The following is a 19,444-nucleotide window of genomic DNA, read 5'->3' on the forward strand; positions in this document are numbered from 1 at the left end:
GGTCGGGAGCGCGCGCGGGTCCGTGTCCCCGGTGGGACGGACCGCTGCGGCTCGCTCGCTCCGCTCGCTCATTCTCGTACTACTTCCGCAGCTCGATGACGGTCTTGCCGATGCGGATCGGGGCGCCCGGCGGGATGGGCGTCGGGGTGGTCAGCCGGGTCCGGTCGAGATAGGTGCCGTTGGTGGACCCGAGATCCTCGACGATCCACTGGCCGTCGGTATCGGGGTAGATCCTGGCATGACGGCTGGACGCGTAGTCGTCGTCCAGCACGATCGTGGAGTCGTGGGCGCGGCCCAGGGTGATCGTCTGCCCGGACAGGGCGACCGTGGTGCCCGTGAGGGTGCCCTCGGACACGACGAGTTTGGTGGGCGCCCCGCGGCGCTGCCGCTGCTGCGGGGGCGCGCTCTGGCGCCCCGTCTGCTGCGGGGCACCGCCTGCGCCGCCGCCCCGGCGGGAGCCGCGTTGCGTGACTCTCGTTCCGAACAGGTCGCTGCGGATGACCTGGACGGCCACGATGACGAACAGCCACAGAACGGCCAGGAAACCCAACCGCATGACCGTCAGGGTCAGCTCTGACATTGCCCCCGCTTCACCCTTCGGCTTGCCGGTAAATGATGGTGGTGCTGCCCACGACGATCCGCGAGCCGTCGCGGAGCGTAGCGCGGGTGGTGTGCTGCCCGTCCACCACGATGCCGTTGGTGGACCCGAGATCCTGGATCGTCGGGGGCGTTCCGGTCCGGATCTCACAGTGCCGGCGCGATACGCCGGGGTCGTCGATCCGCACATCGGCCTCGGTGCTTCGGCCGAGTACGAGCGTGGGGCGCGAGATCTGGTGGCGGGTGCCGTTGATCTCGATCCAGCGGCGCGTGGTGCCCGGGGCGCCGGGCCCCGCTCCCGGCCCGGGACCGCCGCGGCGCGCCGCGGGACCGCCGGGCGGCGGGGCGCTCGGCATGGGCGGGGCGGCGACCGGGGGGTACCCGTATCCGCCCTGCTGCGGGTTCTGGGGCGCCTGGCCCTGGGGGCCGGCCGACTGGGAGGTGCTGGAGGCGAGGGTCCGGCTGCGGACGCGGTAGAGACCGGTGTCCAGGTCGTCGGCCTTCTCCAGGTGCACCTTGATGGGGCCCATGAAGCTGTAGCGCTGCTGCTTGGCGTAGTCGCGGACGAGGCCCGCGAGCTCGTCGCCGAGCTGCCCGGAGTAGGGGCTCAGGCGCTCGTAGTCGCCGGAGCTGAGCTCCACGATGAAGTCATTGGGGACGACGGTCCGCTCGCGGTTCCAGATCGTGGCGTTGTTGTCGCACTCGCGCTGGAGGGCTCCGGCGATCTCCACCGGCTGGACTTCGGACTTGAAGACCTTGGCGAAGGTGCCGTTCACCAGACCTTCGAGTCGCTGCTCGAACCGCTTCAGAACTCCCATGGGGCACCTCCTCCGTCGTTGTCGCCCTGTACTGCTTACTGATCGTATCCACGCGTGGCGGATTCGGGTGGTTCCCCTCCGGTCCCGTGCACAGGAGTGTTGGTCCTCACAAGGATCGTAGGGGCGCTCCAGGGACAGTGTCCCGCACCGGGAGCACAGTGCGGGAGGGGACCGTCGTGGCGGTGGTGGCGGACGGTCGGGAAGCGATGTGATTCCACCCCGTCCGACGTGCTAATGTTTCGACGTCGCCAGGGGAACGGCCCGAAAGGGAAGAACCGCTGGGGAGCTGCTCGGGCGAGTGGCGGAACGGCAGACGCGCTGGCTTCAGGTGCCAGTGTCCTTCGGGACGTGGGGGTTCAAATCCCCCCTCGCCCACTGAGGACACCGATGAAACGGTGTTCTTGGCAACGACGAAACGGTCGTCATCGTGAAAGCGATGGCGGCCGTTTTGCTTTGCCCTCGGACGCTCGGCCCGTGCCTGCGGGCCGCTGAGGGAGCGTCAGGCGCCGAACCGCCGGTGACGTACGTCATGGCGGCGCCGTGCACCGTGCACGGAAACCGGTGACATCCGTGAGCCCCGGACGCGGCTGCGCTGCGGGCAGGGTGGGGGCATGGGAGCGGATGGTGGGGGAACGGCGGGGCGATCGGCCGCGCAGTGGCTGTGGACGCTGCTGAGGGACCTGGCGGGTTGGCTGCGGCGGGAGCCGGTGGCGGTGCCCGGGGGGTGCCGGGCGATGTCCCATTCCGCGGACGCCCGCTTCGTGGTCTGGGCGGTGGCCGCGGCGGACCTCGTCGTCGAAGTCGTCGTCGACGCGATGGTCCCGGCCGCGTACCGGGTGCTGCACCTGCTGTGGGTCGGGTGCGCCCTCGTCCTGTGCGCCGGCTTCGGGGCGATGACCGCCCGTACCCCGCACCTGTTGGACGCGCGGGTGCTGCGGCTGCGGACCGGGCCGTTTCGGGAGCTGAGCCTGCCGCTGTCGCGGGTGGTGGGCGCCCGGGCCGAGCACGGGCTGACCGTGGGGCACGGGCTGCGCGGGTCGCCGGACGACGGGGAGGGCGTGGCGTGTTCCGTCAGCAGCGCCACCACCGTGGTGCTCGTCCTCGACCCGCCCGTGGAGGTGCGGCTGCGGCGGGGTGGGAGCGTCATGGCCCGGCGGGTGCGGTTCTGTGCCGACCGTCCCGCCGACGCCGCGAGGCTGATCAGGGAGGCGGCGGGCCGGGCCGCCGCACAGGACTCGGATCCGGACCGGGCGGGGGCGTGACCGGGGCTGGGTGAGGCCTGGCCGGGCCGTGGTCTGGCCGGTGGGTGACCCGGCCGGGCGGGACCGGGGCGGGGTGTGGGGGCCCGGTCCGGGCGCCCTGCTGGTCAGGGGTGGCGGGCTGTCGGTACGGTCAGGCCGGATCATTTGATGTTGGCCGAGAAGTACGGCAGTTACGGGTGGGGGCGGCACGCATGGTGGCGGTACCGGCTGAGCAGGCAGTGGGAGCGGAACCGGCGACGGGAGCCGGACGGATACCGCGGGTCGCCGGATTCGCGCCGCGGGTCGTGGCGGGCTCGGCCAAGGAGACGGGCAAGGCGCTGCGGGTGCGCGTGCCGCGCTCGGCGCACGCGCGGTTCGAGGCCCCGGCCGGACGGCCCGACGCCGTGCGCGCGGTCGAGGAGTCCAACGTCGGACGGGTCGCGGAACTCACGCCGATCCGCGTGGGCCGCATGGCCGCGAACCCCTTCGCCTTCCTGCGGGGCGCGGCCGGTCTGATGGCGCACGACCTGTCCGGCGGCCCGGTGACCGGCGTCGGCGCGCAGATCTGCGGCGACGCGCATGCGGCGAACTTCGGCCTCTACGGGGACGCGCGCGGCCGGCTCGTCATCGACCTGAACGACTTCGACGAGACCGTCTTCGGTCCGTGGGAGTGGGACGTGAAGCGGCTGGCGACCTCGCTGGTGCTGGCCGGCCGGGTGGCGGGGGCGGACGAGGACACCTGCCGGGCGGCCGCACTGGACGCGGTGGGCGCCTACCGGCGGACCATGCGGCTGCTGGCGAAGCTGCCGGCGCTCGACGCGTGGAACGCCATCGCGGACGAAGAACTGGTCTCGCACACCGATGCCCGGGACCTGTTGGGGACCCTGGAACGGGTCTCGGAGAAGGCCCGCAACAACACCTCGGCCCGGTTCGCGGCCAAGTCGACGCAGGCAGGCCCCGACGGGTTCCGGCGTTTCGTGGACGCCCTGCCGGTCCTGCGCCGGGTAGGCGACGAAGAGGCGGCCGCCGTGGCCGCCTCGCTGGGTCCGTACCTGAACACCCTGCAAGGAGACCGGCTGCCCCTGCTGGCCCGGTACGCCATCCACGACGTGGCGTTCCGCGTGGTGGGCACCGGGAGCGTGGGCACCCGCTCGTACGTGGTGCTGCTGCTGGACCACCGGGGAGAGCCCCTCGTGCTCCAGGTGAAGGAGGCTCGGCCTTCGGTGCTGCTGCCGCACCTGCCCGCGCTGGGCTTCCACGCGCCGGAGGAGGAGCACGAAGGCCGCCGTGTGGTGGCCGGACAGCAGCGGATGCAGGTGGTCTCCGACATCCTGCTGGGCTGGACCACCGTGGAGGGGCGTCCCTATCAGGTCCGCCAGTTCCGCAACCGCAAGGGCAGTGTGGACCCGGCGGCGCTCGCCCCTGAGCAGATCGACGACTACGGGCGGATGACCGGCGCCCTGCTGGCCCGCGCCCACGCGCACAGTGCCGATCCGCGGGTGCTCGCTGGGTACTGCGGCAAGAACGAGGAGCTGGACGAGGCCATGGCCGCCTTTGCCGTGGCCTACGCGGACCGGAGCGAGGCCGACCATGCCTATCTGGTGGCGGCGGTCCGGTCGGGTCGGATCGCGGCCGAGTTCGGCGTCTGAGGGTACGGTCCGTCCCACTCCGGGGCCCGTCGGCCGGACGCCGTGGCCGGGGCGGCCCCCGGCGCTGCCGCCGGGGCGGCCTCGGGTGTTTCCGGGACGGCGTTGGATGTTTCACGTGAAACCGGTGGATGTTTCACGTGAAACACGCAACGCCCGCCGGGGCGGGCGGGCCTTAGGCTGGCCGGGTGAGCGAGCACACGGAGCAGACAGTCCCCCCAGAGTCCGCCGACTCCGGCGACGAGCGGCCCGAGGCCCGCCTTGACCGGGCGGTGCGTGCCGCGGAGCAGGCGCTGATCGAGTTCGAGATCGCGGTGGAGACCTTCCGGGTGGAGGTGGAGAACTTCTCCAGGCTGCACCACCAGAAGCTCGGCCCCATGTACTCGCGGCTCGATGAGCTGGACGCGCTGATCGCCGAGGCGAAGGCGGCGCGGACCGGCGATCCCGATGATCTTCGGCGGGCCCGTGATGCGCGGTCGCTGGTGATGCCGATGCCCGGGGTCGACGAGTTGTTCCACGACTGGATGGGCTCCGACGGGATCTCCGACGACGCCTCCGCGATGCTCACCGACCGTACGGTGCGGCCGCCCGAGCGGGTGCGTCCGACGGAGGAGGTGCGCCGGCTGTACCGCGAGCTGGTGCGCAAGGCGCATCCCGACCTCGCCCAGGACGAAGCCGAACGGGCACGGCGGGACACGTTCATCTCCCGGGTCAACGCGGCGTACGCGCGGGGCGAGGAAACCCTGCTGCGTGAGCTGGCGCAGGAGTGGGCGGCGGGCCCGGCGCCGGAGGAGGCGCGGCCGAGCGAGAGCGAGGAGCTCTACGCCCGGCTGGAGTGGCTGGCGCGGCGCAAGGAGCTCTTGGCGGTGGTCGCGCGGGAGCTGGAGGAGAGCGCGATCGGGTCGATGCTGCGGATGGCTCCGGACGACCCGGACCGACTGCTGGAGGAGATCGCGGAGCAGCTGCTGGCCCAGGTCTCCGAGCGGGAGAGGGAACTGGCGGGGCTGACCGGGGCGCAGTAAGGGCGCGACGGCTCGGGCGGGTGGCGCGTGTCCCGGCCGGTATAGGTTGGGATCCGGATCCGTGACGAGAGAAGGCAACGTATGAACTTCGGACCGCTTCCCTCGGTGGGTGCCGCCGAGGTGCCCTCCGAAGGCTTTGTCCTGGACGTCCGTGAGGACGACGAATGGGCGGCCGGGCATGTCGAGGGCGCACTGCACATCCCGATGAGTGACTTCGTGGCCCGCTTCGGCGAGCTCACCGAGGCCATCGAGGACGGCGGCCGGGTGCACGTGATGTGCCGGGTCGGCGGGCGTTCCGCGCAGGTCACCCAGTACCTCGTGCGTCAGGGCATCGATGCCGTGAACATCGACGGCGGCATGCAGGCCTGGGACGGCGCCAGCCGCCCGATGGTCAGCGAGAACGGCAACCCGCCCTTCGTGCTCTGAGCTGGGCCCGGTAGCGCGCCGGTCAGGCGAGGGGGTGGGCGGCCAGGAGGTCTCCCAGGGTCTCCTCGTGGGCGGCGGCCGGCCCGAGCTGGAGCTCCAGCTGCTTGGCCCAGGCGTGGTAGCGGTGCAGGGGATAGTCGGTGTCGGCGCCGAAGCCGCCGTGGAGGTGCTGGGCGGTCTGTACGACCCGTCGTACGCCCTCGGAGGCCCAGATCTTGGCCACCGCGACATCGCCGGCGACCGGCAGCGGGCCCCCCGCGCCCGCTGCCGCGCTCTCCAGCCTCCAGGCCGCCTGCCAGAGGGTGACCTCCATGGCCCGTAGGTCGATGTACCGGTCCGCTGCCTGCACGGCGACAGCCTGGAAGGTGGCGACGGGGAAGCCGAACTGCTCGCGTTTGCCGGTGTACTGACTGGTCATGGCCAGCGCGGCCTCGCCGAGACCCAGTGCGAGGGCGCAGGTTCCGGTCGCCAGCAGCAGGTGGAGCAGCTCCCAGGCCGCCGGGTCGTCGATGAGGTGGGTGCCGGGCACTCGCACCCCGTCCAGTGTGATGTGGGCGAGCCGCTCGCCGCTGGTGGAGTACTGGTCCGCGAGGGTCAGCCCCTCGGTGACACGGGGAAGCAGCGCGAGGACCGCCGCTCCCTCCCCGGTATGGGCGGGTACGGCGATCCAGTCGGCGCTCTGGGCCCAGGGGACGGAGGTCTGGACCCCGTTCAGGACCCACTGCGAGCCGTCGGGCCGGGCGGTCACGGCGAGTTCGGCCGGATCGTGGCCGGTGCGGCCGTGCGCGGCGGCGGTGAGGACGAGCGTTCCTCGGCCGGCCCCGGGAAGCAGGGCGGCGGCCAGTTCCCGGCCGCCGTGTGCCTGTACCGCCATGGCGGTGGCGCAGTGCTCCAGCAGCGGTACCCGGGCCAGTACCTTCGCCGCCTCGCGCAGCACCAGGCAGAGCGCGATGGCGTCCAGCCCGGCCCCGCCGTGTTCCTCGGCCAGGACCAGGCTCAGCAGGTCGGACCCGGCCAGACGGGCCCACAGCGGCCGGTCGAAGTCGTCGGCCACCGCTCGCGGGGTGAGCGCGGGGCTCGGGACACCGTCCGGCGAGACACCCGCGAACACGGCCCCGGCCGCTTCGACGGCGGCCTGCTGCTCCTCGGTGAAGGTGAAGTCCACTGCCAGTCCTCCCGGGTGCCCACCGGACCGTGCCGGTTCAACGACTGCGCCGATCCTGCGCCGATCTGACGGAGCGTCAAGATAGAGCAGCGCCGGTGAAAAGCACAGCCTCCGAGAGGGCCGACCGGTCAGCGGTCGAAGTCGATCTCCACTTCCTCCGTCACCGCGTGGGACTGGCAGGCCAGCACGAACCCGGCCTCCGTCTCCTCCTCCTCCAGCGCGAAGTTGCGCTCCATCCGCACCTCGCCCGACACCAGGAACGCCCGGCAGGTCCCGCAGACCCCGCCCTTGCAGGCGTACGGGGCGTCCGCGCGGTTCCGCAGCACGGCATCCAGCAGGGACTCCCCGTCCTGGACCGGCCAGGTGCCCGACCGGCCGTCGAGACGGGCGGTGACCCGGCCCCGTGAGGCGGCGGCCGACGGGGCGCGCACGACGGCCTGCGGCGCGGTGTCCTCGGGGGCCTGCGGCGCGGTGTCCTCGACGTGGAAGATCTCCTCATGGACCCGGCCCCGTACGACGCCGAGGGCCTTCAGCGCCCGCTCCGCGCCCTGCACCAGACCGTACGGGCCGCACAGGAACCACCCCGTCACCTCCGCCACGGGCAGCAGCGCCGGCAGCAGGGTGCTCAGCCGCTGCTCGTCCAGCCGGCCGGACGGCAGCCCGGCCTCCTGCTCCTCCCGGGACAGCACGGTGACGAGCTGGAACCGGTCGGGGTAGCGGTCCTTGAGGTCGGCGACCTCCTCCAGGAACATCGTCGAGGCCGCCGTACGGTCACTGCGCACCAGGCAGAAGCGGGCATCGGGACGGGCAGCCAGCAGGGAGGCGGCGATCGACAGCACCGGGGTGATGCCGCTGCCGCCGACGATCGCCGCGTAGTGCGCGGCGGCCGGCGCCGCGGCCGGGTCCAGGACGAACCGTCCGGCCGGGACCATCACGTCGAGGACGTCCCCGGCGGCGATCTCCTTGTGCGCGAAGGTAGAGAACTCGCCGCCCTCCACCAGCCGCACGCCGACCCGCAGCAGGCAGGGGCCCGCCTCGCCCGGGGCGGGCGAGCAGATCGAGTAGGTACGGCGGACCTCGGAGCCCTGGGGGGTGCTGCGGCGCAGCGTCAGGTGCTGGCCCGGCGCGTGCCGGTACTCGGCCCGCAGCTCCTCGGGCACCCGCAGGGTCAGGGCCACCGAGTCGTCGGTGAGCCGGTCGACCGCCGCCACCGTGAGGGCGTGGAAAGCGCCGTGGCGCGCGGGACGCGCCGCCCCCACCGGGGACGACTGCGTGGGCGACGGCGGCGGCACGGCCATTTACAGCTCCTTGAAGTGGTCGAACGGTTCACGGCAGGCGACGCAGCGGCGCAGCGCCTTGCACGCGGTGGAGGAGAACCGGCTGAGCAGTTCGGTGTCGGTCGATCCGCAGTGCGGACAGCGGACCGACAGCGTCAGCGGGACCGGGCCGCCCGCGGAGTGCGGGCGGGGCGGGGCGATGCCGAACTCGGCGAGCTTGCGCCGGCCTTCGGCGCTGATGTCGTCGGTCGACCAGGCCGGGGCCAGCACGGTGGTCACCCGCACATCGGGGATGCCGTGCCCGGTCAGGGCCTGGCGGATGTCGGCGGACATGGCTTCGATCGCCGGGCAGCCGGTGTAGGTGGGGGTGAGGAGGACCTCGGCGTGGCCGTCCTCATGCATCCGCACCCCGCGCATGACGCCGAGCTCGGCCAGGGTGAGGACGGGCAGCTCCGGGTCGGGGACGGAGCCGGCCAGCTCGGCCAGCTCCGCCTCCAGGCGGGTCATTCCGGCGGCCGTTCCCGTACCGGGGGCCGCGTCGGTCACCATGACGCCCCCGGATGGCTGCGGTGCAGGTGCTGCATCTCCGCCAGCATCCGGCCGAACGGTTCGGTGTGCAGCCCCTGCCGGCCGGCGCCCGCCGCCCAGGCTCCCGTACGCGGTCCCTCGGGCAGGGTGAGGCCGGCGCGCTCCAGGACCGCTCCGAGGGCGGCCAGCCAGCGCTCTTCCAGGGCGGCCCACTCGACGCCTTCGAGTCCGTCGACCGGCTGGAACATCTCGCCGGTGTACTTCCACAGGGCGTCCAGCGCGGCCCGCATCCGGGCCCGGCTCTCCTGCGTGCCGTCGCCCAGCCGCAGCGTCCACTGCTCGGCGTGGTCGCGGTGGTACGCGGTCTCCTTCACGGCCTTGGCGGCCAGGGGCGCGAACGGTCCGTCGCCGGCCGCCAGTTCCGTGTACAGCTCGTGCTGGTAGAGCGAGAAGTAGAGCTGTCGGGCGATGGTGTGGGCGAAATCGCCGTTGGGCCGCTCGACCAGCTGGAGGTTGCGGAAGGAGCGCTCCTCGCGCAGGAACGCCAGCTCGTCCTCGTCGCCCGCCATGGACAGCAGCAGGCGGGCCTGGCCGAGCAGGTCGAGGGCGATGTTGGCGAGGGCCACCTCTTCTTCCAGGACGGGCGCGTGGCCCGCCCATTCGCCGAGGCGGTGGGAGAGGATCAGCGCGTCGTCCCCGAGGGCGATGGCGGCCGCCCGCACGGCATCCGCGCCGGTCGCGGCGGCTTCGGGCGCAGCGGTCGCACCGCTGGTCGCGTTGCTGGTCACAGGTGGCGCACCCCCTCGGGGATCTCGTAGAAGGTGGGGTGCCGGTAGGGCTTGTCGGCGGAAGGGGCGAAGAACGGGTCCCGCTCGTCCGGCGAGGAGGCGGTGATCTCGGTGGAGGGCACCACCCAGATCGAGACGCCTTCGCTGCGCCGCGTGTAGAGGTCACGGGCGTTGCGCAGGGCCATCTCCGCGTCCGGGGCGTGCAGGCTTCCCGCGTGCGTGTGCGAGAGGCCGCGCCGCGAGCGGACGAACACCTCCCACAGCGGCCAGTTCTGCGTCATGCCTGTGTCTCCTCGTGGTTCGTCGCCGTGTGTCCGGCGTGCTCTGCGGTGGTGCCGTCCGCCGGGCGGCCGGCCTGCCGCGCGTGCTTCGCCGCGTACGCCGCGGCGGCGTCCCGTACCCAGGCGCCTTCCTCGTGGGCCGTGCGCCGCTGGCTGAGGCGCTGTTCGTTGCAGGGGCCGTTGCCCTTGAGCACGTCCCAGAACTCGGCCCAGTCGATCGCGCCGAAGTCGTAGTGCCCGCGCTCCTCGTTCCACTTGAGGTCCGGGTCGGGCAGGGTCAGCCCCAGCGACTCGGCCTGCGGCACGGCGATGTCCACGAAGCGCTGACGCAGTTCGTCGTTCGAGTGGCGCTTGATCCGCCAGGCCATCGACTGCGCCGAATGCGCCGACTCCCCGTCCGGCGGGCCGAACATCATCAGCGAAGGCCACCACCACCGGTCGACGGCGTCCTGTGCCATGGCGTGCTGGGCCTCGGTGCCCTTCGACAGGGCCAGGAGCAGCTCGTACCCCTGGCGCTGGTGGAAGGACTCCTCCTTGCAGATGCGGACCATGGCGCGCGCGTACGGACCGTACGAGCAGCGGCAGATCGGCACCTGGTTGGTGATGGCCGCCCCGTCCACGAGCCAGCCGATCGCACCGACGTCCGCCCAGGTCAGGGTGGGGTAGTTGAAGATCGAGGAGTACTTCTGCTTCCCCGAGTGGAGCTTGTCGAGCAGCTCGTCACGGCTGGTGCCGAGGGTCTCGGCCGCGCTGTACAGGTACAGGCCGTGTCCGGCCTCGTCCTGGACCTTGGCCATCAGGATCGCCTTGCGGCGCAGCGAGGGTGCGCGGGTGATCCAGTTGGCCTCGGGCTGCATTCCGATGATCTCGGAGTGGGCGTGCTGGGCCATCTGGCGGACCAGGGAGGCGCGGTATTCGTCGGGCATCCAGTCACGCGGCTCGACGCGCTCGTCCGCCGCCACGGCGGCGTCGAACGCGGCCGCGAGCTGCGTGCCGAGAACGCCGGCCTCGCCCGGGGCTCCGTGCCCCGCCTGCGCGGGACCCGTGCCCGGGCCTGTTTCCTGCCCAGATTCCGGGGTCACTGTGACCATCCCGGCCCCCTGTCAGAGTCTGCTTCCCGCCCGACCGACCGATCGTTCGGTTCATCCTCTTCAATGGTGAGACGACGGCCCGTAGGGTGTCAACCTCTGTGGGCAACCCTGTGGACGCCGGACGATCGGGACGCGATGGATTCGAACGAGCGAAAGCCCGTGGGACAGGCCCTGCCGCCGCCCGTCACGGCGGCCCGCGCCCCCGGAATCGCCGGCCTCTCCACCCCGTACCGCGTGCTCGCGGCGGCGGCCCTCGGCGCGATCGCCGTGGCGGCCTGCGCTCACCTGGCGTTCGTCTTCCTGCACGTCGCGCCGCCCAACACGGTCAGCAAACGCCACGCGGCGACCGTCGACGGCTGGATCTATCCCGAGTTCGAACAGAACTGGAAGCTCTTCGCGCCCAACCCGCTCCAGCAGAACATCGCGGTCCAGGTACGGGCCCAGCTGCGGACGGCCGACGGCGACCTGACCACCAGCGACTGGCGCGACCTGTCGGCCGAGGACGGCGCGGCCATCCGGCACGACCTGCTGCCGAGCCACACCCGGCAGAACGAGCTCCGGCGGGCCTGGGACTTCTTCACCGGCTCCCACGACGACGACAACAAGCCGAACGGCGAACGCGGCGACCTCTCGGAGGCCTACCTGCGGCGGATCGCCGCGGACCGGCTGGCCGGGTGGCAGCACGGCGGCGACCGCATCGTACGGATCCAGCTGCGCTCGGCGACGAGGGCGGTCGCGGCGCCGAAGTGGAGCGCGGAGCGCACCGACACCCAGACGTACTACCGGGAGCTGCCGTGGTGGACGCTCTGAAGGCACGGGCCGCGGCCCGGCGGGGCCTGGCGAGGGTCACCGGGGAGGCGCTCGGCCCCTACCAGAGCGCGGTCGTACGGATCGGCTTCGCCGGTACGTGGCTCTTCTTCCTGCTGCGCGAGTTCCCGAACCGGCACGAGCTGTACGGGCCGGACGGGCCCTGGAGCTGGGCGCTCGCGAAGCGGCTGATCGCCACGAACCACGCGTTCACTGTGCTGATGTGGACGGACGCGACGTGGTGGTTCGAGGCCGTGTACCTCGTTTCCGTGCTCGCGAGCGCGCTGCTGCTGCTGGGCTGGCGGACGCGGGCGACGTCCGTGGTGTTCATGGTGGGGGTGCTCTCGCTCCAGAACCGCAGCGTGTTCATGGGGGACGGCGGGGACAACGTCATCCACCTCATGGCGATCTACCTGGTGCTGACGCGGTGCGCGCAGGTGTGGTCGCTGGACGCGCGGAGGGCGGAGCGGGGCGGGACGGGCGCGTGGGGGCCGGTGCTGTGGGGCGTGCTGGGTGCGGTGTTCGCCTACGGGACCCTGGCCGGGCGGTTCGACGCGCTGTGGGCGGCGGCCTTCGGGGCGCTGTGGGTGACGGCGGGGGTGTGGTGGCTCGCCGGGCGGTACGCCCCCGAGGGCGAGGGGCGGGCGCTCCTCGACGTCCTGGCGAACCTGCTGCACAACGCGGGGATGCTGGTGATCATGGCGGAGGTCTGCCTGATCTACGCGACGGCCGGCTGGTACAAGATCCAGGGGTCCCGCTGGCAGGACGGGACGGCGCTGTACTACCCGCTGGGGCTGGACTACTTCACCCCGTGGCCGGGGCTTTCGGCGCTGCTGGCGGCCAGCGGGACGGTGGTGATGCTGCTGACGTACGGGACGGTGGCGGTACAGGTCGCCTTTCCGTTCACGCTGTTCAACCGGCGGATCAAGAACGTGCTGCTGGCGATGATGATGCTGGAGCACCTGGGGATCGCGGTGGTGCTGGGGCTGCCGTTCTTCTCGATGGCGATGATCGCGGCCGATGCGGTGTTCCTGCCGACGGGGTTCCTGGTGTGGCTGGGCGCCCGCGTCGCGGTCGTACGGGTCCGCCGCGGCCGGCCGGCACCTGTGGAGCTGGCCGAGGCCGGAGCCGTGGGGCGCTGACGGTACGGGAGCCCGCCGCTGCGGAAGGCCGGCGGGCGGGGCCGTAGGGTCGGCGGTATGAGTGAGCAGCGTGGTGGGGGCGATGAGGCGGCGCGGGCCTGGCGGGAGGCCGCCGGGCGGGAGGACCTCGTCCTCCTCGACGGGTTCCACGCGCTCAAGCACGCCCTGCGCTTCGGCGCCGACGTCCGGGCCGTGATCGCCGACGACCCCGCCGCGGTGCGGGCCCTCGCCGCCGAACTGGCCCCGGACGTGGAGGCGGAGGTGGCCCGGCTGGTCGCCGAGGCGGAGCTGCGCACGCTGCTGAGCCGGGTGCACCCCACCGGGGTCGCGGCCCTGGCGGTCCGGCCCGACCGCGCCGAGGGGCGGGCCCGACTGGAGCGGATGCCCCGGTCCGCGCCGGTCGTCGTACTGGACAACCCCCGCAACCTCGGCAACGTCGGAGCGGTCGTCCGGCTGGGCGCCGGCTTCGGAGCCACCGGCGTCGTCACCCGCGGCGACCTCGACCCCTGGCACAGCAACGTGGTGCGCGCCGGGGCCGGACTGCACTACGCCACCACCGTCGACCGGGTGGAGCTCGACACCCTGCCCCCCGGGCCGCTGTACGCGCTCGACCCGGAGGGCGAGGACATCCGCGCCCTCACCCTTCCCGACGACGCCCTGCTCGCCTTCGGCTCCGAACGCCACGGCATCTCCCCCGAGCTGCGCGCCCGGGCCGACCACCTGGTGTCCCTGCCGATGCGGCCGCAGGTGTCCAGCTACAACCTGGCCACCAGCGTGGCCATGACCCTCTTCCACTGGGGCGGGCCCCACACCGGCCGGGCTTAGCCCGGCGGCGTCCGGGCTCAGGCCTGCGGTGACCAGGCTCAGCCCTGGCGGCGGACCTCCACCACGCGGAAGCGGTTCGCGACGAACGCGCCGTCGCAGAGCGCCGCGTTGGCCGCGGGGTTGCCGCCCGAGCCGTGGAAGTCGGAGAACGCCGCGGTCTGGTTCACGAAGACCCCGCCGGTCAGGTTCAGCGACAGCTGCGCCGACTCCTCCAGGCAGACCTCCTCGATGGCCCGTTCGGTGTCCGCGGACGTCGTGTACGCGCCGACCGTCATCGCGCCCTTCTCCCGGACCGTACGGCGCAGCAGCTCCAGCGCGTCCGCCGTCGAGTCGACCGCCACCGCGAACGACACCGGGCCGAAGCACTCCGACAGGTACGGCGCGGAGTCGTCCGGCTTGGAGCCGTCCAGCTTCACCATCACCGGGGTGCGGACCACCGCGTCCGGGAACTCCGGGTTCGCGACCTCCCGCGAGGCCAGAGCGACCTCTCCCAGGCCGGCCGCCGCCTCCAGCCGGGCCTTCACGTCCGGGTTGACCAGCGCGCCCAGCAGGGCGTTGGCCCGGGCGTCGTCGCCGAGCAGGCCCCCGACGGAGGCCGCGAGGTCGGAGACGACCTCGTCGTACGTCTTGTGGCCGGCGTCCGTCTCGATGCCGTCCCGCGGGATCAGCAGGTTCTGCGGGGTGGTGCACATCTGGCCGCTGTACAGGGACAGCGAGAACGCGAGGTTCGACAGCATGCCCTTGTAGTTGTCGGTGGAGTCGACGACGACGGTGTTGACGCCCGCCTTCTCCGTGTACACCTGCGCCTGGCGGGCGTTGGTCTCCAGCCACTCGCCGAAGGACGTCGACCCGGTGTAGTCGATCAGCTTGATCTCGGGGCGCAGCGCGAGCGTCTTGGCGATGCCCTCGCCCGGACGCTCGACCGCCAGCGCGACCAGGTTCGGGTCGAAGCCGGCCTCGGCGAGCACCTCGCGCGCCACCCGGACCGTCAGCGCCAGCGGAAGCACCGCGCGCGGGTGCGGCTTGACCAGGACGGGGTTGCCGGTGGCCAGGGAGGCGAAGAGCCCCGGGTAGCCGTTCCAGGTCGGGAAGGTGTTGCAGCCGATCATCAGGGAGATGCCGCGCGGCACGGCGGTGAAGGTCTTGCCGAGTTCCAGCGGGTCCTTCTTGCCCTGCGGCTTGGACCAGCCCGCCTGCGCCGGGACGCGGGTCTGCTCCTCGTAGGCGTAGGCGATCGCCTCCAGGCCGCGGTCCTGGGCGTGGGGACCGCCCGCCTGGAACGCCATCATGAAGGCCTGGCCACTGGTGTGCATGACGGCGTGCGCGAACTCGTGCGTCCGCGCGGAGATCCGGGACAGGATCTCGATGCAGACCAGCGCGCGGGTCTCGGGGCCCGCGTCCCGCCAGGCGCCCATGCCGGCCCGCATCGCGGGCAGCAGCACGTCCGGGTCGGCGTGCGGGTACTCGACGCCGAGCTCGGGGCCGTACGGCGACACCTCTCCGCCGGTCCAGCCGTCGGTGCCGGGCTGGTCGAGGTCGAACCGGGTGCCGCGGACGGCTTCGAACGCCGCGAGGCCCTCGGCCGGGGCGTTCTCCCCGTAGGCCTTGGGGTGCTCCGGATGCGGGGACCAGTACGCGCGGCTGCGGATGGCCGCGAGCGCCTGGTCCAAGGTGGGCCGGTGCTTCTCGGACAGCTGGGGGACGGTGGGCTCGGCGGCCATCAGGGACCAACTCCTCGTTGAGCCGGGCGGGATCACGCTGGTTCGCACGGTCGGGCACGCAGTCACGAAGTGCGGACCGGGGGAACCGGATCGGGCAAGGGCGGGTGAAGAAGAGCAGACACGAGTTAGAGTAACCGAACGATCGGTCGGGACAAGAGGGCCCGGCAAGCCTGTGGATAAGTCGGTGCGGGAGGATCGGGTCATGACAGCAATCGAGCGGTCCCGCACAGTGGCGGTCATCGGCGCCGGCACCATGGGGCAGGGCATCGCCCAGGTCGCCCTTCTCGCAGGTCACCGCGTGCTGATCCACGACATCGACGCCCGCGCGGCCCGCGACGGGGTCGAGCAGGTCCGCGAACGGATCGAGCGGCTGGCCGCCAAGGGCCGGCTGGAACGGACCGAGGCGGACGGGGCGAACGGCCGGATCAACGCGGCCCAGGCCCTCTCCGAGCTGGCCGACGCCGCCCTCGTCATCGAGGCCGTCGTGGAGGACATCTCCGTCAAGCAGGGGCTCTTCGCCTCACTCGAAGGGGTGGTTTCGCCGGACGCCCTGCTGGCGACCAACACCTCCTCCCTCTCCGTCACCGAGCTCGCCGCCGGCATGGCCCACCCCGGCCGCTTCCTCGGCCTGCACTTCTTCAACCCGGCCCCGCTGCTCCCGCTGGTCGAGGTGGTCAGCGGATCCGCGACCGACCCGGCCGCCGCCGAGCGCGCGTACGAGACCGTCCTGGGCTGGGGCAAGACCCCGGTCCGCTGCGCCGATACGCCCGGCTTCATCGTCAACCGGATCGCCCGCCCCTTCTACGCCGAGGCCTTCGCGGTGTACGAGGAGCAGGGCGCGGACCCGGCGACCATCGACGCCGTGCTCCGCGAGAGCGGCGGCTTCACGATGGGCCCGTTCGAGCTGACCGACCTGATCGGCCAGGACGTCAACGAGGCCGTCACCCGCTCCGTGTGGGACTCCTTCTTCCGCAGCCCCAAGTTCACCCCCTCGCTCGCGCAGCGGCGCCTGGTCCAGTCGGGCCGCCTCGGCCGCAAGTCGGGGCACGGCTGGTTCCCGTACGGCCCGGACGCCCTGCTTCCGCAGCCGCACACCGCCGGTCCCGAGGAGGCCCCCGCCAAGGTCACCGTCGTCGGCGACCTCGGCCCCGCCGCCGCTCTCGTGGACCTCCTGGAGGAGGCGGGGATCGCGGTCACGGCGACCGGGCAGGGGGGCCCGTACATCCAGCTGCCCGGCGAGGGCCAGCTCGTGCTCGCGGACGGCAAGACCTCCGTCGAGTTCACGGACGTCGTCTACTTCGACCTGGCGCTCGACTACCGGGACGCCACCCGGATCGCGCTCTCCACCGGCGCGGACACCAGCGAGCGCACCCTCGCGGAGGCCGTCGGCCTCTTCCAGAAGCTCGGCAAGAAGGTCTCCGTCATCGGCGACGTCCCGGGCATGATCGTCGCCCGCACCGTCGCGATGCTGATCGACCTGACCGCCGACGCCGTCGCGCGTGGCGTGGCCACCGCCGAGGACATCGACACCGCGATGCGGCTCGGGGTCAACTACCCGCTGGGCCCGTCCGCCTGGCACGAGCGCCTCGGCCGCGACTGGGCGTACGACCTCCTGCACCACCTCGACGAACGCTGCCCGGGGGGCCGGTACGCGCCCTCCCTCGCGCTGTTCAAACTCGGTTACGCGGAGGACGGGGCCGAGGACGAGGCCCGGTACGCAGCCGAGGACGAGGCCCGGGCCCCGGCCGAGGACGACGGTGCGGGATACGGGGGCGGCCGGTGACCACCGCGAGGCGTGACACGTACACCCCCGAGACGCTGCTCTCGGTGGCGGTCCAGGTCTTCAACGAGCGCGGCTACGACGGCACCTCGATGGAGCACCTCTCCAAGGCCGCGGGGATCTCCAAGTCCTCGATCTACCACCACGTGGCGGGCAAGGAAGAGCTGCTCCGGCGGGCGGTCAGCCGCGCCCTCGACGGCCTCTTCGCCGTCCTGGAGGAGCCGGGCGCGCTGCGCGGCCGCGCCGTGGAGCGGGTCGAGTACGTCACGCGGCGCACGGTCGAGGTGCTGCTGGCCGAACTGCCGTACGTGACGCTGCTGCTGCGGGTACGGGGCAACACGCGCACCGAGCGCTGGGCGCTGGAGCGCCGCCGCGAGTTCGACCACGCGGTGGCCGACCTCTTGAAGGCGGCCGCGGCGGAGGGCGACCTGCGCACCGACGTGGACAGCCGGCTCGCCACCCGGCTGCTGTTCGGCATGGTGAACTCCCTGGTCGAGTGGTACCGCCCCTACCCCGGCGCGGACCACTCCCAGCTCGCGGACGCCGTCGTCCACATGGCCTTCGACGGGCTGCGCACGAGCACCACCTGACGGCCGGGGCGCGCGGCGCCACCTGAACGGCTCCTCCGTGCGGCGCCCGCCGCCCGTCGCCGCGACGATGGCCACATGGCCCTTGACCCGGACATCGCAGCAGTCATGCACCGCTTCGGCGTCGACGGGCCGGCGCCCGTCCCGCTGCCGGGCGCCGCCGAGAGGCGCGCCCGTCACCGTGAGTTCGCGCGGGCCGTCGCTCCCGAAGCGCCGCCGCCCGCGGGATCCGTCGCGGACGACACCCTCGCCGGGGTCCCCGTACGGATCTACCGGCCGCGGCCCCCGGGCCCCGCGCCGGCCGTCGTCTACTGCCACGGCGGCGGCTTCGTCGTGGGCGACCTGGACACCCACGACGCGATCTGCCGCCGCCTGTGCCGGGACGTGGAGGCGGTCGTGGTCGCCGTCGGCTACCGGCTCGCGCCCGAGCACCCGTTCCCGGCGGCCTACGAGGACTGCCTCGCCGTCGCCCGGGACGTCGCCGGCCACCCCGAGCGCTTCGGCGGCGGCAGCGGCGTGTTCGCGCTCGCCGGGGACAGCGCGGGCGCCACCCTCGCCGCGGCCGTGGCCCTGGCCCTGCGCGACGCGGGCACACCCGTCGCCGCTCAGCTGCTGGCGTACCCGGTCACCGACCTCACCGGCCGCGGCGGCTACCCGTCGATGGAGGAGAACGCCACCGGCTACGGGATGACCACCGCCGCGATCGAGAACGACATCCTGCTCTACGTCGGCAACGATCCCGGAACGGCCGCCGACGGCCGCGCCTCGCCGCTGCTCGCCGAGTCCCACCGGGCCCTGGCCCCGGCGGTGATCGGCGTCGGCGGGTTCGACCCGCTGCGGGACCAGGTCCTGGCCTACGCCCGCGCCCTGGAGGAGGCCGGGGTCACGGTGCGCTCGCACCTCTACCCCGGGCTCGTCCACGGCTTCGTGGACTACGCGGCCCTCGCGCCCGCGGCGGACGCCGCCGTGGCGGAACTCGTCCGCGAGCTGCGGACGCTCCTGAGGCCCGCGGCCGCTGCCCCTCCTAGGGCTGTTCCTCGGTGAGCGGGGTGAGCGCCGGGCCGCCGACCGGGCCGGGATCCAGCAGGTCCGTTTCCTCGAACACCAGCAGCGTCCGGGTGGACAGGACCTCCGGGATCGACTGGAGGCGGGTGAGGACCAGCTCGCGCAGCGTGCGGTTGTCCGGGGTGTGCACCAGCAGGAGCACGTCGAAGTCACCGCTCACCAGGGCGATGTGCGCGGCGCCCGGCAGCTCGCGCAGCTTTTCGCGCACCGTGCGCCAGGAGTTCTGGACGATCTTCAAGGTGATGTACGCCGATGCGCCCTGACCTGCGCGTTCGTGGTTCACCCGGGCGGTGAAGCCCTGGATGACGCCGTCGTCGATCAGCCGGTTGATCCGCGCGTAGGCATTCGCCCGGGACACGTGGACCTGCTCAGCGACCGACCGTATCGACGCCCGGCCGTCCGCCTGGAGCAGCCGCAGGATCGAGCGGTCGATCGGATCCAGGGGCCGCGGCGGGACGGGCGCCGCGGCGGCTGGACCGGGCGGCGGTCCGGAGGGGGCGGGCGGTACGGGTGGTGCCGCTTTGGCCCCTCCGGGCGGGACCGGTGCGGATCCCCCGGCGGAGCCCGCCGCGGCCATTTGTTCATCCGGCATTGCCCACTGCCTCCCTCTCCTGGACGTCCTGCACCCATCCCAGGG

20 protein-coding genes and 1 tRNA gene are annotated in these 19,444 nt (G+C 72.8%); 11 read left to right on the forward strand and 10 right to left on the reverse strand.

Annotation, left to right across the window (positions count from 1 at the left end; translation table 11 throughout):
• Positions 1-79: 79 nt before the first annotated feature.
• Positions 80-580, reverse strand: coding sequence for an FHA domain-containing protein (locus tag ACIA6C_RS20210; RefSeq protein WP_190185607.1), 501 nt, complete (start codon positions 578-580; stop codon positions 80-82).
• Between the two features lie 10 nt (positions 581-590).
• Positions 591-1,415, reverse strand: a complete 825-nt coding sequence (locus ACIA6C_RS20215) for an FhaA domain-containing protein (protein WP_399277612.1) — start codon at positions 1,413-1,415, stop codon at positions 591-593.
• 292 nt (positions 1,416-1,707) lie between these two features.
• Here ACIA6C_RS20215 and ACIA6C_RS20220 point away from each other — a divergent pair.
• From ACIA6C_RS20220 to ACIA6C_RS20240, 5 genes are all read left to right on the forward strand, one after another.
• Positions 1,708-1,790: transfer RNA gene (locus ACIA6C_RS20220), tRNA-Leu, on the forward strand.
• Positions 1,791-2,149: 359 nt separating this feature from the next.
• A complete protein-coding gene (locus ACIA6C_RS20225; RefSeq protein WP_399277614.1) occupies positions 2,150-2,677 on the forward strand; it encodes a hypothetical protein in 528 nt (175 codons plus the stop codon).
• 191 nt (positions 2,678-2,868) lie between these two features.
• Positions 2,869-4,305 carry a DUF2252 domain-containing protein gene (locus tag ACIA6C_RS20230; RefSeq protein WP_399277617.1) on the forward strand — a complete coding sequence of 479 codons (1,437 nt, stop codon included), beginning with the start codon at positions 2,869-2,871 and terminating at the stop codon, positions 4,303-4,305.
• A 185-nt stretch (positions 4,306-4,490) separates the two neighbouring features.
• Positions 4,491-5,324, forward strand: a complete 834-nt coding sequence (locus tag ACIA6C_RS20235) for a J domain-containing protein (protein WP_399277619.1) — start codon at positions 4,491-4,493, stop codon at positions 5,322-5,324.
• Positions 5,325-5,405: 81 nt separating this feature from the next.
• A complete protein-coding gene (locus ACIA6C_RS20240) occupies positions 5,406-5,750 on the forward strand; it encodes a rhodanese-like domain-containing protein (protein ID WP_361130686.1) in 345 nt (114 codons plus the stop codon).
• Positions 5,751-5,772: 22 nt separating this feature from the next.
• Here the strand turns inward: ACIA6C_RS20240 and ACIA6C_RS20245 are convergent, their stop codons facing one another.
• From ACIA6C_RS20245 to paaA, 6 genes are all read right to left on the reverse strand, one after another.
• Positions 5,773-6,915, reverse strand: coding sequence for an acyl-CoA dehydrogenase family protein (locus tag ACIA6C_RS20245; protein ID WP_399277623.1), 1,143 nt, complete (start codon positions 6,913-6,915; stop codon positions 5,773-5,775).
• Positions 6,916-7,043: 128 nt separating this feature from the next.
• Positions 7,044-8,213 (reverse strand): 2Fe-2S iron-sulfur cluster-binding protein, encoded by a 1,170-nt coding sequence (locus tag ACIA6C_RS20250; protein WP_399277625.1) that lies wholly within the window; start codon positions 8,211-8,213, stop codon positions 7,044-7,046.
• Positions 8,214-8,741 carry a 1,2-phenylacetyl-CoA epoxidase subunit PaaD gene (paaD, locus tag ACIA6C_RS20255; RefSeq protein ID WP_399277627.1) on the reverse strand — a complete coding sequence of 176 codons (528 nt, stop codon included), beginning with the start codon at positions 8,739-8,741 and terminating at the stop codon, positions 8,214-8,216.
• Positions 8,735-9,442 (reverse strand): 1,2-phenylacetyl-CoA epoxidase subunit PaaC, encoded by a 708-nt coding sequence (paaC, locus tag ACIA6C_RS20260; RefSeq protein ID WP_399278012.1) that lies wholly within the window; start codon positions 9,440-9,442, stop codon positions 8,735-8,737. The genes paaD and paaC overlap by 7 nt, the downstream gene beginning before the upstream one ends.
• 62 nt (positions 9,443-9,504) lie before the next feature.
• A complete protein-coding gene (gene paaB / locus ACIA6C_RS20265; protein ID WP_329196601.1) occupies positions 9,505-9,789 on the reverse strand; it encodes a 1,2-phenylacetyl-CoA epoxidase subunit PaaB in 285 nt (94 codons plus the stop codon).
• A complete protein-coding gene (paaA, locus tag ACIA6C_RS20270; RefSeq protein WP_399277630.1) occupies positions 9,786-10,880 on the reverse strand; it encodes a 1,2-phenylacetyl-CoA epoxidase subunit PaaA in 1,095 nt (364 codons plus the stop codon). The genes paaB and paaA overlap by 4 nt, the downstream gene beginning before the upstream one ends.
• A gap of 135 nt (positions 10,881-11,015) precedes the next feature.
• Between paaA and ACIA6C_RS20275 the strand changes: the two genes are divergently transcribed.
• Genes ACIA6C_RS20275 through ACIA6C_RS20285 form a run of 3 tightly spaced genes read left to right on the forward strand, consistent with a single transcriptional unit; the run spans position 11,016 to position 13,654 of the window.
• A complete protein-coding gene (locus ACIA6C_RS20275; protein ID WP_399277632.1) occupies positions 11,016-11,690 on the forward strand; it encodes a DUF5819 family protein in 675 nt (224 codons plus the stop codon).
• Entirely contained in the window at positions 11,675-12,829 is a 1,155-nt protein-coding gene (locus tag ACIA6C_RS20280) for an HTTM domain-containing protein (RefSeq protein WP_399277634.1), read from the forward strand. The genes ACIA6C_RS20275 and ACIA6C_RS20280 overlap by 16 nt, the downstream gene beginning before the upstream one ends.
• 57 nt (positions 12,830-12,886) lie before the next feature.
• Positions 12,887-13,654, forward strand: a complete 768-nt coding sequence (locus ACIA6C_RS20285; RefSeq protein ID WP_399277636.1) for a TrmH family RNA methyltransferase — start codon at positions 12,887-12,889, stop codon at positions 13,652-13,654.
• 38 nt (positions 13,655-13,692) lie between these two features.
• On the opposite strand, the gene paaN is transcribed toward ACIA6C_RS20285, so the two are convergent.
• On the reverse strand, positions 13,693-15,375 hold the full coding sequence (gene paaN, locus ACIA6C_RS20290) for a phenylacetic acid degradation protein PaaN (RefSeq protein ID WP_399277638.1): 1,683 nt from the start codon (positions 15,373-15,375) through the stop codon (positions 13,693-13,695).
• Positions 15,376-15,577: 202 nt separating this feature from the next.
• On the opposite strand from paaN, the gene ACIA6C_RS20295 reads away from it, so the two are divergent.
• The 3 genes from ACIA6C_RS20295 (at position 15,578) to ACIA6C_RS20305 (ending at position 18,786) form a co-directional block, all read left to right on the forward strand.
• A complete protein-coding gene (locus tag ACIA6C_RS20295) occupies positions 15,578-17,158 on the forward strand; it encodes a 3-hydroxyacyl-CoA dehydrogenase (protein WP_399277640.1) in 1,581 nt (526 codons plus the stop codon).
• Entirely contained in the window at positions 17,155-17,745 is a 591-nt protein-coding gene (locus ACIA6C_RS20300) for a TetR/AcrR family transcriptional regulator (RefSeq protein ID WP_361130658.1), read from the forward strand. Before ACIA6C_RS20295 ends, ACIA6C_RS20300 begins: the two co-directional genes overlap by 4 nt.
• A gap of 75 nt (positions 17,746-17,820) precedes the next feature.
• Positions 17,821-18,786: an alpha/beta hydrolase gene (locus ACIA6C_RS20305; RefSeq protein ID WP_399277643.1), complete on the forward strand. Its 966-nt coding sequence runs from the start codon at positions 17,821-17,823 to the stop codon at positions 18,784-18,786.
• Here the strand turns inward: ACIA6C_RS20305 and ACIA6C_RS20310 are convergent.
• Positions 18,767-19,399 (reverse strand): Lrp/AsnC family transcriptional regulator, encoded by a 633-nt coding sequence (locus ACIA6C_RS20310; protein ID WP_366080814.1) that lies wholly within the window; start codon positions 19,397-19,399, stop codon positions 18,767-18,769. The genes ACIA6C_RS20305 and ACIA6C_RS20310 overlap by 20 nt on opposite strands.
• Positions 19,400-19,444: the final 45 nt, after the last annotated feature.

The sequence above is a fragment of the Streptomyces sp. NPDC051578 genome (assembly GCF_044454045.1).
Taxonomy (GTDB): Bacteria; Actinomycetota; Actinomycetes; order Streptomycetales; family Streptomycetaceae; genus Streptomyces.

Coding starts and splice junctions, on each gene's coding strand:
- ACIA6C_RS20210 (WP_190185607.1), bottom strand. CDS start 580: ATGTCAGAGCTGACCCTGACGGTCATGCGGTTGGGTTTCCTGGCCGTT.
- ACIA6C_RS20215 (WP_399277612.1), bottom strand. CDS start 1,415: ATGGGAGTTCTGAAGCGGTTCGAGCAGCGACTCGAAGGTCTGGTGAAC.
- ACIA6C_RS20225 (WP_399277614.1), top strand. CDS start 2,150: ATGTCCCATTCCGCGGACGCCCGCTTCGTGGTCTGGGCGGTGGCCGCG.
- ACIA6C_RS20230 (WP_399277617.1), top strand. CDS start 2,869: ATGGTGGCGGTACCGGCTGAGCAGGCAGTGGGAGCGGAACCGGCGACG.
- ACIA6C_RS20240 (WP_361130686.1), top strand. CDS start 5,406: ATGAACTTCGGACCGCTTCCCTCGGTGGGTGCCGCCGAGGTGCCCTCC.
- ACIA6C_RS20250 (WP_399277625.1), bottom strand. CDS start 8,213: ATGGCCGTGCCGCCGCCGTCGCCCACGCAGTCGTCCCCGGTGGGGGCG.
- paaD (WP_399277627.1), bottom strand. CDS start 8,741: ATGGTGACCGACGCGGCCCCCGGTACGGGAACGGCCGCCGGAATGACC.
- paaB (WP_329196601.1), bottom strand. CDS start 9,789: ATGACGCAGAACTGGCCGCTGTGGGAGGTGTTCGTCCGCTCGCGGCGC.
- paaA (WP_399277630.1), bottom strand. CDS start 10,880: ATGGTCACAGTGACCCCGGAATCTGGGCAGGAAACAGGCCCGGGCACG.
- ACIA6C_RS20275 (WP_399277632.1), top strand. CDS start 11,016: ATGGATTCGAACGAGCGAAAGCCCGTGGGACAGGCCCTGCCGCCGCCC.
- ACIA6C_RS20285 (WP_399277636.1), top strand. CDS start 12,887: ATGAGTGAGCAGCGTGGTGGGGGCGATGAGGCGGCGCGGGCCTGGCGG.
- paaN (WP_399277638.1), bottom strand. CDS start 15,375: ATGGCCGCCGAGCCCACCGTCCCCCAGCTGTCCGAGAAGCACCGGCCC.
- ACIA6C_RS20295 (WP_399277640.1), top strand. CDS start 15,578: ATGACAGCAATCGAGCGGTCCCGCACAGTGGCGGTCATCGGCGCCGGC.
- ACIA6C_RS20305 (WP_399277643.1), top strand. CDS start 17,821: ATGGCCCTTGACCCGGACATCGCAGCAGTCATGCACCGCTTCGGCGTC.
- ACIA6C_RS20310 (WP_366080814.1), bottom strand. CDS start 19,399: ATGCCGGATGAACAAATGGCCGCGGCGGGCTCCGCCGGGGGATCCGCA.